A 12,307-nucleotide genomic window follows, 5' to 3' on the forward strand; every position below is an offset into this window, starting at 1 on the left:
CTATATTAATCGTTATATATCAAATATATAAATACATCTTTCGTTTTTCGATCACAGTTTTCGTTTTATTTCGACGCACGCCATTGACCTTTCGATTTCTTTTCTATAGATTTTAATCAACCGCTAAAGTTAACAAGTGAAACAAAACGAAAGATAACAGCTTTTGCCAGCGTCTGATGTGGAATTAACAAGACTAAGGACCTACGTTATGCCAGAAACCTATACCCCCGCTGCCGCGACCACCGGCACCTGGACCGAAAAAGAGATCCGCCAACAGCCCGCTAGCTGGATCCGCTCACTCAAAAATATTGATGCAAACCGCTCGGCGATCGACGGTTTTCTTGCGCCGCTGCTGCGCAAACCAAACCTGCGGATCGTCCTGACGGGCGCCGGAACGTCGGCCTTTATCGGCGAGACGATTGCCCCCTGGCTTTGCCACCAGACGGGGAAAAATATCAGCGCCGTACCCACCACCGATCTCGTCACCAATCCAATGGACTATCTGAACCCGGCACATCCGCTGCTGCTGGTTTCATTTGCCCGCTCGGGCAACAGCCCGGAGAGCGTGGCTGCCGTTGAGCTGGCCAACCAGTTCGTTCCTGAGTGCTACCACCTGTCAATTACCTGTAACGAAGCGGGCAGCCTGTACCAAAATCTGGTCGACAGCGATAACGCTTTCGCCCTGCTGATGCCGGCCGAAACGCACGATCGCGGCTTTGCCATGACCAGCAGCATCACCACCATGATGGCAAGCTGTCTGGCGGTATTCGCGCCGGAGATCATTAACAGCCAGACCTTCCGGGACGTGGCCGATCGCAGCCAGGCGATCCTCGACTCACTCGGTGATTTTAGCCTGGGTGTCTTTGGCGACGGCGCCTGGAAACGCGTCGTCTATCTGGGCAGCGGCGGATTACAAGGTATCGCGCGTGAGTCTGCGCTGAAGGTGCTGGAGCTAACCGCCGGCAAACTGGCGGCCTTCTACGACTCGCCAACCGGTTTCCGCCACGGACCAAAATCGCTGGTCGATAACGAAACGCTTATCGTGGTGTTCATCTCCAGCCACTCTTACACGCGCCAGTACGACCTGGATCTGCTGGCGGAACTGCGCCGCGATCGTCAGGCAATGCGCGTGGTCGCGATTGCCGCGGAAACGGATGCCATCATCGAAGCTGGCCCGCATATTCTGCTGCCTCCTTCCCGTTCGTTTATCGACATGGAACAGGCGTTCTGCTTCCTGATGTACGCCCAGATCTTTGCGCTGACTCAGTCGATTCGTGTTGGCAATACCCCAGATACCCCCTCTGCCAGCGGCACGGTCAATCGTGTTGTGCAAGGCGTGATTATTCATCCGTGGCAGGCTTAAGAGGATCTCCATATGAGCATTATCTCAACGAAATACCTTCTGCAGGATGCGCAGGCCAACGGCTACGCCGTGCCGGCGTTTAACATCCACAACGCCGAAACGATCCAGGCGATCCTCGAGGTGTGCAGCGAAATGCGCTCGCCCGTGATCCTCGCGGGGACTCCCGGCACGTTCAAACACATTGCCCTGGAAGAGATCTACGCCCTGTGCAGCGCGTATTCGCTCACTTACGACATGCCGCTGGCGCTGCATCTCGATCATCACGAATCGTTGGATGACATTCGCCGTAAGGTTCATGCCGGTGTACGCAGCGCGATGATCGATGGCAGCCACTATCCGTTTGAACAAAACGTGAAGCTGGTGAAATCGGTGGTTGACTTCTGCCACCTCAACGATTGCAGCGTTGAGGCCGAACTGGGCCGTCTGGGCGGGGTAGAAGACGACATGAGCGTCGACGCGGAAAGCGCCTTTCTCACCGACCCGCAGGAGGCGAAACGCTTTGTTGAGTTGACCGGTGTTGACAGCCTTGCCGTGGCTATCGGCACGGCACATGGTCTCTATACCAAACGGCCAAAAATCGACTTCCAGCGGCTGGCAGAAATCCGGGAAGTGGTGACGGTGCCGCTGGTGCTGCATGGCGCAAGTGATGTGCCGGATGAATATGTTCGCCGCACCATCGAGCTGGGCATCTGCAAAGTCAACGTCGCAACCGAGTTGAAGATCGCCTTCTCTGACGCCGTCAAAGCCTGGTTTGCTGAAAATCCGCAGGGCAATGACCCGCGCTTTTACATGCGGGTTGGCATGGACGCCATGAAAGAAGTGGTCAGAAGCAAAATCGCCGTCTGCGGCTCAGCGAATCGGTTACGGCTACCGGCGGAGGCCTGATCTTACAGCGTATTACAGCAATATCTCAAAATAACTATAAGCCTCGCAAATATGAAGGCGCGCCCTTAAACCGGGTAGCGCCTTCCATTATCCTAAAAATCCGAGGGTCCCTACATGACACAGAAAAAATCTTTTAAGTCAAAATCATGGGAGTTTTTCCAAAGTCTGGGAAAAACCTTTATGTTCCCGGTTTCACTTCTTGCCTTTATGGGATTGCTGCTGGGTATCGGTAGTTCAGTGACCAGCCCTTCCACCATTACGAGTTTTCCCTTTCTGGGCGGCGAATTTACGCAGTTGACCTTTGGCTTTATCGCCATGGTCGGTGGCTTTGCATTTACCTATCTGCCGCTGATGTTTGCCATGGCGATCCCCATGGGGCTTGCCAACCGCAACAAGGCGGTCGCCGCCTTTGCCGGGTTCGTTGGCTACATGCTGATGAATATGAGCATTAACTATTACCTGACGGCTACCCACCAGCTTGCCGACCCCGCCACCATGAAACAGGTGGGACAATCGATCGTGCTGGGCATTCAAACCCTGGAGATGGGTGTACTGGGCGGCATCGTGGTTGGGGTTATCACCTATTTTCTGCACGAACGTTTTCAGGACACGGTTCTGCACGACGCCTTCGCGTTCTTTAGCGGCATTCGTTTTGTGCCGATTATGACCGCTCTTACCCTGTCGCTGGTGGGTCTGTTCATTCCTCTTCTGTGGGAATACGTCGCGCTGGGTATCGCGGGTATTGGGCATATCATCCAGAGCACCAGCGTTTTCGGCCCCTTCCTCTACGGCGTGGGCGTGCTGCTGCTGAAACCTTTTGGTCTGCACCACATCCTGCTGGCGATGGTGCGTTTTACCCCAGCAGGCGGCATTGAAATGGTGAATGGCCATGAGGTCGCCGGGGCGCTGAATATCTTCTACGCAGAGCTTAAAGCCGGCCTGCCGTTTAGCCCGCACGTTACCGCGTTTCTGTCACAAGGGTTTATGCCGACCTTTATCTTCGGTTTGCCCGCTGTGGCTTACGCCATCTACCGCACCGCGCGTCCGGAAAATCGGCCAGTCATTAAGGGGTTGCTGCTTTCCGGCGTGCTGGTTTCCGTCGTCACCGGTATTTCAGAGCCGATTGAGTTCCTGTTCCTGTTTATCGCCCCCGCGCTTTACGCCTTCCATATCGTCATGTCTGGCCTGGCGCTGATGGTAATGGCCCTGTTGGGGGTGACCATTGGCAATACCGATGGCGGCATTCTGGATCTGCTGATTTTCGGCGTGATGCAGGGCATGTCGACCAAATGGTATCTGCTGTTCCCGGTCGGTATTGCCTGGTTTGCCATCTACTTCTTTGTCTTCCGCTGGTACATCCTCAAACACGACATCAAAACGCCGGGCCGCGAGGTGGATGCTCAGGGGGCGCAGCAAGCCGTCGAGGCTAACACCCGCGCGCGTGGAAAATCAAAATACGATCATGGTCTTATCCTGCGTGCGCTCGGCGGTAAAGAGAACATTGAGTCGCTTGATAACTGCATTACCCGCTTGCGTCTGGTGGTGAAAGATATGGGCCTTATCGATCAACAGGCGCTGAAAGCGGCCGGCGCGTTGTCGGTGGTGGTGCTTGATGCTCACAGCGTACAGGTGATCATCGGCCCGCAGGTACAGAGCGTCAAAACCGGCATTGAAGCCTTAATTTAACAGGGGGAGTGATGTTTGATTTCGACAAAATCATCGAGCGCCAAAGTGATAAGTGCCGTAAATGGGACCATGCCTTTGTGTGCTCACGTTTCGGTGACGTCCCGCAGTCCTTTATCCCCCTGTGGATAGCCGATATGGATTTCACCTCGCCGCCTGCGGTGATTGACGGCTTCCGGCGCATCGTGGAGCACGGCACCTTTGGCTATACCTGGTGCTTTGATGAATTCTACGACGCGGTTATCGCTTTCCAGCGTAAACGTCATCAGGTTGAGGTAGAAAAGTCGTGGATCACGCTAACCTACGGCACCGTCTCTACGTTGCACTACACGGTTCAGGCGTTCTGCAAACCGGGTGACAGCGTGATGATGAACACGCCGGTCTACGATCCTTTTGCGATGGCGGCACAGCGCCAGGGCGTGCAAGTACTTGCTAACCCGCTTCGCGTGGAGGACAACCGCTATCAGCTTGATTTTAATCTGATAGAAGAACAGCTCAAAACCCACCGTCCAACGCTGTGGTTCTTCTGCTCGCCGCATAACCCGTCCGGCAGGATCTGGCGCGCGGAAGAGATACGTCAGGTGTCCGATCTCTGTCAACGCTACGGTACGATTCTGGTAGTCGATGAGGTTCACGCCGAGCACATTCTGGATGGCAAATTCGTCAGTTGCCTCACCTCTGGCTGTGCCGCACAGGACAACCTGATCGTGCTCACGTCACCCAACAAGGCGTTCAATCTGGGCGGGCTGAAAACCTCCTACTCCATGATTCCGAACGGCTCGCTGCGCCAGCGCTTCCGCCAACAGCTTGAGAAGAACTCCATTACCTCGCCCAATATGTTCGGGGTATGGGGAATTATTCTGGCCTATCAGCAGGGTCTGCCATGGCTCGACGCGCTGAACGGTTATCTGCAAGGCAACGCCCGTTATCTGGCGGAGGCCATTACGACCCACTTCCCGGCGTGGAAGATGATGAATCCGGAATCGTCGTATCTGGCGTGGATAGACGTGAGCGCGGATGACCGTAGCGCAACGCAGCTAACCCAACATTTCGCACAGCAGGCGGGCGTAGTCATAGAAGACGGCAGCCACTACGTACAAAACGGCGAAAACTACCTGCGGATTAATTTTGGCACCCAGCGCTACTGGCTGGAGCAGGCCATTAACCGAATGCTGAAAAATGACAAATAAGGATCTTACCCACAATGAAAAAGGTGCTCACTCTCTCACTGCTGGCTCTCTGTGTTTCTCATGGCGCAGTGGCGGCAAACTACGCGCTCAATAACGACAATATTGCTCTCTCATTCGATGATACCAACTCAACGGTCGTGGTGAAGGACAACAGGGCTAACCATCCGCTCACGCCGCAGGAGTTGTTCTTTCTGACGCTACCGGATGAGAGCAAAATCCACACCGCGGATTTCAAAATCAAGCACGTTGAAAAACAGGGCAACGCGATTGTCATCGACTTTACGCATCCGGATTTTAACGTCACGGTGAAGCTGAACCTGGTGAAGGGAAAATACGCCAACATCGGCTACACCATTGCCGCCGTTGGGCAGCCGCGAGACGTGGCTAAAATCACCTTCTTCCCAACCAAAAAGCAGTCTCAGGCTCCTTACGTAGATGGCGCAATCAATAGCTCACCGATCGTTGCCGACTCGTTCTTTATCCTGCCGGATAAACCGATCGTCAATACCTACGCCTATGAAGCCACAACCAATCTCAACGTAGAACTGAAAACGCCGATTCAACCAGAGGCCCCGGTCAGTTTTACCACCTGGTTCGGCACTTTCCCGGAGACCAGTCAGCTGCGCCGCAGCGTGAACCAGTTTATTAATGACGTACGTCCACGGCCCTACAAGCCTTATCTGCACTACAACAGCTGGATGGATATCGGCTTTTTCACTCCCTACACCGAACAGGATGTGCTGGGGCGTATGGGCGAATGGAACAAGGAGTTCATTACGGGCCGCGGCGTGACCTTAGACGCTTTCTTGTTGGACGATGGCTGGGACGATCTGACCGGACGCTGGCTATTTGGCCCGGCATTCAGCAACGGTTTTAGCAAAGTCAGGGAGAAAGCCGACAGCCTGCACAGCTCCGTTGGGCTATGGCTTTCTCCGTGGGGCGGCTACAACAAACCGCGCGATGTTCGCGTTTCGCATGCAAAAGAGTATGGGTTCGAAACCGTGGACGGCAAGCTGGCGCTGTCGGGGGCGAACTACTTTAAAAACTTTAATGAGCAGATCATCAAGCTTATCAAAAACGAGCACATCACCTCGTTTAAGCTCGACGGGATGGGTAACGCCAGTTCACATATCAAAGGCAGCTCGTTCGCCTCAGATTTCGATGCGTCAATCGCCCTGCTGCACAATATGCGTAGCGCAAACCCGAATCTGTTTATCAACCTGACCACCGGCACCGACGCCAGCCCGTCCTGGCTGTTCTACGCTGATTCAATCTGGCGTCAGGGGGATGACATCAACCTGTATGGTCCTGGCACGCCGGTACAGCAGTGGATGACCTACCGCGATGCCGAGACGTACCGCTCCATTGTCCGTAAAGGCCCACTGTTCCCGCTGAACTCGCTGATGTACCACGGGATAGTCAGCGCCGCGAATGCCTATTACGGGCTGGAGAAGGTGCAAACGGACAGCGATTTTGCCGATCAGGTCTGGAGCTACTTCGCGACCGGCACCCAGCTGCAGGAGCTGTATATTACCCCGTCCATGCTGAACAAGGTGAAGTGGGATACGCTGGCGAAGGCAGCAAAATGGTCGAAGGAAAACGCCAGCGTGCTGGTTGATACCCACTGGATTGGCGGCGACCCGACGGCGCTTGCCGTGTACGGCTGGGCCTCCTGGAGCAAAGACAAGGCCATTCTCGGTTTGCGCAACCCGTCGGATAAGCCACAAACCTACTATCTGGATTTAGCGAAAGATTTCGAAATACCAACAGGAGACGCGGCGCAGTTTAGGCTGAAAGCGGTATACGGCAGTAACAAAACCGTGCCCGTTGAGTATAAAAACGCGACGGTAATTACGTTACAGCCGCTTGAAACGCTGGTGTTTGAGGCGGTGCCCGTTAACTAAAGGCCTGCACCAATGAGTCGCCGGGTAAAGCGCAACCCGGCAAAACCGGCAGCAGGGGCTTACTCCCCCTGCTGCTCCAGCGCATACTTATACAACGCATTCTTCTTCACGCCGTGGATCTCCGCCGCCAGCGCCGCCGCTTTCTTCAACGGCAGCTCCGCCTGCAACAGCGCCAGCGTACGCAGCGCATCGGCGGGCAGTTCGTCGTCCTGAGCTTTATGGCCCTCAACAATCAGCACCATCTCACCTTTGCGGCGATTTTCATCCTCTTTCACCCACGCCAGCAGTTCGCCAACCGGCGCGCCGTGAATGGTTTCCCAGGTTTTGGTCAGCTCACGCGCCAGCACCACGTAGCGCGCTTCGCCCCACACCGCCACCATGTCTTCCAGGCTATCGAGCAGACGGTGGGTTGATTCATAAAAAATCAGCGTGCGCGGCTCGTCTTCAATCGCCTTCAGCGCGTCGCGACGGCCTTTTGACTTGGCCGGCAGGAAACCTTCATAGCAAAAACGGTCCGATGGCAGACCGGCGGCGCTCAGCGCGGCGATCGCAGCGCACGGGCCCGGCAGCGGCACGACCCGGATACCCGCTTCGCGGCAGGTACGCACCAGATGATAGCCAGGATCGTTAATCAGCGGCGTGCCCGCGTCGGACACCAGCGCAATGTTTTGCCCTTCTTTCAGTTTTGCCACCAGCGTTTCGGCCTTTTGCTGCTCGTTATGATCGTGCAGCGCAAACAAACGGGCGTTAATGGCGAAGTGTTGCAGCAATAAACCTGTGTGTCGGGTGTCTTCAGCCGCAATTAAATCAACAGCTTGCAATACTTCGAGCGCTCGTTGGGTAATATCAGCCAAATTTCCGATAGGAGTAGGTACAATAAAGAGCTGGCCTTGAGAATTATCCGCCGATTCGTGTTGTTTCATTGTTTCGTCCGTATTGCCGATTTAATATTGAGCATTGCGTAAAAAATATCACTGGATACAGTATGGTACCCTCAACATTTTCTCGTATGAAAGCCGCGCGTTGTCTGCCGGTTATCCTGGCTGCGCTGATTTTCGCAGGCTGTGGAACCCAGCAGGCTTCCGATCAGAGTGCCACCCAGCTTCAGGGTGCGTCGCAGGCTGATTCCGGCTTTTACCTGCAGCAGATGCAGCAAAGTTCGAATGATAGCAAGACCAACTGGCAATTACTCGCCATTCGTGCACTGCTGAAAGAAGGCAAAAGCCAGCGGGCGCTGGAGCTGTACAATCAGTTGCCTAAAGAACTCAATGCTGCCCAGCGTCAGGAGCAGTCTCTGCTGGCCGTCGAAATTAAGCTGGCGCTGAAAGATTTTGCGGGCGCAAAAGCGCTGCTGCAGCCGCTGAAGGCGAGTGATTTCGACAGTGCGTTACAGGCGCGATTCTGGCAAGACACTATTTCGGCAGAACAGGGAAAACCCTCACTCACGCTGCTGCGCGCCCTGATTGCACAGGCCCCGTTGCTCGCGTCACAGCAGGAAAAACAGCAAAACAGCGACGCAACCTGGCAGACGCTGTCCTCAATGACCCAACAGCAGGCTAACGCGCTGGTGATCAATGCCGATGAAAACGACCTGCAGGGCTGGCTCGACCTGCAGCGCATGTGGTTTGACAATCGCAACGATCCCACCATGCTGAAGGCCGGTATTAAAGACTGGCAGACCCGCTACCCGCAAAATCCGGGCGCGAAAGTGCTGCCGTCGCAGCTGGCTAACGTGCAGAATTTTAAACCGGCTTCGGTCAATAAAATTGCCCTGCTGCTGCCGCTGAGCGGCCAGGCGTCGGTCTTTGGCCGCACCATCCAGCAAGGCTTTGAAGCGGCGAAAAACGGTACGACGCCGGTCACCGGAAGCGCTGTCCCGCAGCAGGTTGCCCAGGCGGCTAACGCCGCGGTCGTCAGCCCGTCACAGGCGGAAGTCACCGATCTGACCAGCCCGCAAACTCAGGCACCGGTTCAGGCACCTGCCGCCGCAGCCCCGGTCGAAGCCGCCGCACAGCCGCAAGCCGACGCGGAGCAGACTAACCCGGCCCCCGTTCCAGCATCTACTGCCCCCTCATCGCCGCAGCCGGTCGCCAGCGTAGCGGCCAATCCGTCTGCGGAGCTGAAAATCTATGACACCTCATCCCAGCCGCTAAACCAGATTCTGGCGCAGGCGCAGCAGGACGGCGTCAGCCTGGTGGTCGGCCCGCTGTTAAAAAATAACGTTGATGAGCTGCTCAAAAGCAATACCACGCTGAACGTGCTGGCGCTTAACCAGCCGGAGTCGGTCACCAGCCGCGCCAACGTGTGCTATTTTGCCCTTTCGCCGGAAGATGAGGCCCGCGATGCCGCGCGCCATATCCATGACCAGGGTAAACAATCGCCGCTGCTGCTGATTCCGCGTAACGCCCTCGGCGATCGCGTCACCAAAGCCTTTGCCGACGAATGGCACAAGCTGGGCGGCGGTACCGTGCTGCAGCAGAAATTTGGTTCGCTCTCTGAGCTGCGCGGCGGCGTCAACGGCGGTTCCGGTATTTCGCTGTCAGGTACGCCGGTTGCCGCTTCTCAGGCGCAGGGTGTAACCATCGGCGGCTTAACGATTCCGGCAGCGCCAACCGATGCGCAGATTACCGGCAGTAGTAAAGTTGATGCGGCCTACATTGTGGCAACGCCGGAAGAAATCGCCTTTATCAAGCCAATGATTGCGATGCGTAACGGCAGCCAGAGCGGCGCGCTATTGTATGCCAGTTCCCGCAGCGCACAGGGCACTGCGGGCCCGGACTTCCGTCTGGAAATGGAAGGTTTGCAGTACAGTGAAATCCCTATGCTGGCCGGCAGCAATCCGGCGCTGATGCAGCAGGCGCTACGCGCGGTCAACAACGACTACTCGCTGGCGCGCCTGTACGCAATGGGCGTCGATGCCTGGGCGCTGGCGAATCATTTCTCTCAGATGCGCGGTGTACCGGGCTTTGAACTGAACGGCAACACCGGCGATCTGAGCGCGAATCAGGACTGCGTGATTAACAGGAAGTTATCATGGCTCAAATACCAACAGGGGCAAGTCGTCCCGGCAAACTGACCGCCAGGCAGACCGGCGACGCCGCCGAACAACGCGCGCGTCGCTGGCTGGAACACCAGGGACTGGTGTTTATCGCCGCCAACGTGCATGAGCGCGGCGGCGAAATCGATCTGATTATGCGTGAAGGAGCGGTAACGGTTTTCGTCGAAGTCCGTTATCGTTCTTCCGGTGCCTACGGCGGCGCAGCCGCAAGCGTGACCCGGAGCAAACAAAACAAACTGTTACAAACTGCCCGCTTGTGGCTTGCACGTCACAATGGGAGTTTTGACACTGTGGATTGCCGTTTCGATGTGATAGCCTTCACGGGCCATGAGATCGAATGGTTTCAAAACGCTTTTAGCTCATAGAATGTAAAGGGATATCGTGCTCGAAAGAATCAAAGTGTGCTTCACTGAAAGCATCCAGACCCAAATTGCGGCGGCGGAAGCGCTCCCGGACGCTATCTCCCGAGCAGCGATGACCCTGGTACAATCGCTGCTGAACGGCAACAAAATTCTCTGTTGTGGTAACGGTTCATCCGCGGCCAACGCACAGCATTTTGCGGCCTGCATGATTAACCGTTATGAAACCGAGCGTCCCGGTTTACCCGCGATTGCACTTAATACTGATAACGTGGTCTTAACGGCAATTGCCAACGATCGTCTGCATGATGAAATTTATGCCAAGCAGGTACGCGCGCTGGGCCACGCCGGGGACGTTCTGCTGGCGATTTCCACGCGCGGTAACAGTCGCGATATTGTGAAAGCGGTCGAAGCCGCGGTGACCCGCGATATGACCATCGTGGCCCTGACCGGCTACGACGGCGGCGAGCTGGCGGGCCTGCTGGGCCAGCAGGATGTGGAAATTCGCATCCCGTCGCATCGCAGCGCGCGCATCCAGGAGATGCACATGCTCACGGTTAACTGCCTGTGCGATTTAATTGATAACACCCTTTTCCCACACCAGGACGACTAAGGAGAACACATGAAGGTAATTTCGACCCTCGCGGTCCTTATTTCCGCACTGCTGCTCCAGGGATGCATTGCAGCCGCCGTTGTCGGCACCGCTGCAGTGGGGACCAAAGCCGCAACTGACCCGCGAACGGTGGGGACTCAGGTCGATGACAGCACGCTGGAGCTTCGCGTGAACAGCGCTCTGTCAAAAGACGAGCAGATTAAAAAAGAAGCGCGCATTAACGTGACGGCTTATCAGGGCAAAGTCCTGCTGACCGGCCAGGCGCCGGACCTCAGCCTCGCCACACGGGCGAAGCAGATTGCGGTGGGCGTCGATGGCGCGACCGAGGTGTTTAACGAAGTGCGCCAGGGCCAGCCGATTAGCCTGGGAACCTCGTCGTCCGATACTTGGATCACCACTAAAGTACGTTCGCAGCTGTTAACCAGCGATCAGGTCAAATCGTCCAACGTGAAGGCCACCACCGAGAATGGAGAAGTGTTCCTGATGGGCCTGGTGACCGACCGCGAAGGGAAAGCAGCGGCTGACATCGCCAGCCGCGTGAGCGGCGTGAAGCGCGTCACCACCGCATTTACCTACATTCAGTAATCCGTACGTTCGCCCGGTAGGTTCACTGCCGGGCAGTTTCTCTGAGCTGGCGTGACGTCAGAATCGTTACCGGTGATGTCCCCGGATTCTTCGCCATTTTCAGCATCGCTTTCGCCACATCCTGAGCAGCAATGGATTTCCAGTTCCCCGGTAGCAGGCTGAACAACGGTGCCAGCAGGCGCTCGTTTAAGCGCGGCGCGCGGCGTTCGCCCAGCAGCATCGAAGGACGCACAATCGTCAATCGCGGCCAGCCTTGTTCAATTAAGGCCGACTCCATTTCACCCTTCACGCGATTGTAGAAAAACGGTGAATGGGCGTTAGCCCCCATCGCGCTCACCACCAGCATTTGCTTTGCGCCCAAGCGTAAACCGGTTTGTGCGGTCTCCAGCACCAGATCGTAGTCAACGTGGGTGAACGCGGCTTTTGAACCTGCGTCGCGTATCGTCGTGCCAAGACAGCAAAAGACGGTATCGATCGGTGAGTCTATCTGCGCCAGCGCGGCGCTGAGATCCGGATGATGCGGATTATCGATGCCGAAGACATCCTCCAGCGGATGGCGCGTAGGTGCGACGATGGATTCAACCTGCGACGCCCGGCGAAGTAAGTTAAGTAAGTGCCCACCAACAAGGCCGGTGGCACCGGTAATGAGGACGTAGTGCATGAGGGT

11 protein-coding genes are annotated in these 12,307 nt (G+C 56.1%); 9 read left to right on the forward strand and 2 right to left on the reverse strand.

Annotated features, from left to right (window positions below; genetic code table 11):
• Positions 1-208 precede the first annotated feature (208 nt).
• The 5 genes from V6942_RS11490 (at position 209) to V6942_RS11510 (ending at position 7,025) form a co-directional block, all read left to right on the forward strand.
• Complete coding sequence (locus V6942_RS11490; protein WP_106927160.1) at positions 209-1,363, forward strand: AgaS family sugar isomerase; 1,155 nt, start codon at positions 209-211, stop codon at positions 1,361-1,363.
• Positions 1,364-1,375: 12 nt separating this feature from the next.
• Positions 1,376-2,248: a tagatose-bisphosphate aldolase subunit KbaY gene (gene kbaY / locus V6942_RS11495; RefSeq protein ID WP_106927162.1), complete on the forward strand. Its 873-nt coding sequence runs from the start codon at positions 1,376-1,378 to the stop codon at positions 2,246-2,248.
• A gap of 114 nt (positions 2,249-2,362) precedes the next feature.
• Entirely contained in the window at positions 2,363-3,934 is a 1,572-nt protein-coding gene (gene malX / locus V6942_RS11500) for a maltose/glucose-specific PTS transporter subunit IIBC (RefSeq protein WP_106927164.1), read from the forward strand.
• A gap of 11 nt (positions 3,935-3,945) precedes the next feature.
• Entirely contained in the window at positions 3,946-5,121 is a 1,176-nt protein-coding gene (locus tag V6942_RS11505; RefSeq protein ID WP_333501271.1) for a PatB family C-S lyase, read from the forward strand.
• Positions 5,122-5,135: 14 nt separating this feature from the next.
• The gene (locus V6942_RS11510) at positions 5,136-7,025 is read left to right on the forward strand and encodes an enterotoxin (protein ID WP_182966933.1); all 1,890 of its coding nucleotides are present in this window, start codon (positions 5,136-5,138) and stop codon (positions 7,023-7,025) included.
• A gap of 59 nt (positions 7,026-7,084) precedes the next feature.
• Here the strand turns inward: V6942_RS11510 and rsmI are convergent, their stop codons facing one another.
• On the reverse strand, positions 7,085-7,948 hold the full coding sequence (gene rsmI, locus V6942_RS11515; protein ID WP_106927170.1) for a 16S rRNA (cytidine(1402)-2'-O)-methyltransferase: 864 nt from the start codon (positions 7,946-7,948) through the stop codon (positions 7,085-7,087).
• A 62-nt stretch (positions 7,949-8,010) separates the two neighbouring features.
• On the opposite strand from rsmI, the gene V6942_RS11520 reads away from it, so the two are divergent.
• From V6942_RS11520 to dolP, 4 genes are read left to right on the forward strand one after another with little or no spacing between them, the layout of a single operon-like run.
• Positions 8,011-10,101: a penicillin-binding protein activator gene (locus V6942_RS11520; RefSeq protein ID WP_106927172.1), complete on the forward strand. Its 2,091-nt coding sequence runs from the start codon at positions 8,011-8,013 to the stop codon at positions 10,099-10,101.
• The gene (locus tag V6942_RS11525) at positions 10,059-10,448 is read left to right on the forward strand and encodes a YraN family protein (protein WP_106927174.1); all 390 of its coding nucleotides are present in this window, start codon (positions 10,059-10,061) and stop codon (positions 10,446-10,448) included. Before V6942_RS11520 ends, V6942_RS11525 begins: the two co-directional genes overlap by 43 nt.
• 16 nt (positions 10,449-10,464) lie before the next feature.
• A complete protein-coding gene (gene diaA / locus V6942_RS11530; protein ID WP_064542037.1) occupies positions 10,465-11,055 on the forward strand; it encodes a DnaA initiator-associating protein DiaA in 591 nt (196 codons plus the stop codon).
• Between the two features lie 9 nt (positions 11,056-11,064).
• Entirely contained in the window at positions 11,065-11,640 is a 576-nt protein-coding gene (dolP, locus tag V6942_RS11535; protein WP_106927175.1) for a division/outer membrane stress-associated lipid-binding lipoprotein, read from the forward strand.
• A gap of 22 nt (positions 11,641-11,662) precedes the next feature.
• Here the strand turns inward: dolP and V6942_RS11540 are convergent, their stop codons facing one another.
• The gene (locus V6942_RS11540; protein WP_333501272.1) at positions 11,663-12,301 is read right to left on the reverse strand and encodes an NAD(P)H-binding protein; all 639 of its coding nucleotides are present in this window, start codon (positions 12,299-12,301) and stop codon (positions 11,663-11,665) included.
• Positions 12,302-12,307: the final 6 nt, after the last annotated feature.

This window comes from Kluyvera genomosp. 2, from assembly GCF_036759865.1.
Lineage (GTDB): Bacteria > Pseudomonadota > Gammaproteobacteria > Enterobacterales > Enterobacteriaceae > Kluyvera > Kluyvera ascorbata_B.

Bases quoted from the DNA above. Each gene is read 5' to 3' on its own strand.
- V6942_RS11490 (WP_106927160.1), top strand. From the start codon at position 209: ATGCCAGAAACCTATACCCCCGCTGCCGCGACCACCGGCACCTGGACC.
- kbaY (WP_106927162.1), top strand. From the start codon at position 1,376: ATGAGCATTATCTCAACGAAATACCTTCTGCAGGATGCGCAGGCCAAC.
- malX (WP_106927164.1), top strand. From the start codon at position 2,363: ATGACACAGAAAAAATCTTTTAAGTCAAAATCATGGGAGTTTTTCCAA.
- V6942_RS11505 (WP_333501271.1), top strand. From the start codon at position 3,946: ATGTTTGATTTCGACAAAATCATCGAGCGCCAAAGTGATAAGTGCCGT.
- V6942_RS11510 (WP_182966933.1), top strand. From the start codon at position 5,136: ATGAAAAAGGTGCTCACTCTCTCACTGCTGGCTCTCTGTGTTTCTCAT.
- rsmI (WP_106927170.1), bottom strand. From the start codon at position 7,948: ATGAAACAACACGAATCGGCGGATAATTCTCAAGGCCAGCTCTTTATT.
- V6942_RS11520 (WP_106927172.1), top strand. From the start codon at position 8,011: ATGGTACCCTCAACATTTTCTCGTATGAAAGCCGCGCGTTGTCTGCCG.
- V6942_RS11525 (WP_106927174.1), top strand. From the start codon at position 10,059: ATGGCTCAAATACCAACAGGGGCAAGTCGTCCCGGCAAACTGACCGCC.
- dolP (WP_106927175.1), top strand. From the start codon at position 11,065: ATGAAGGTAATTTCGACCCTCGCGGTCCTTATTTCCGCACTGCTGCTC.
- V6942_RS11540 (WP_333501272.1), bottom strand. From the start codon at position 12,301: ATGCACTACGTCCTCATTACCGGTGCCACCGGCCTTGTTGGTGGGCAC.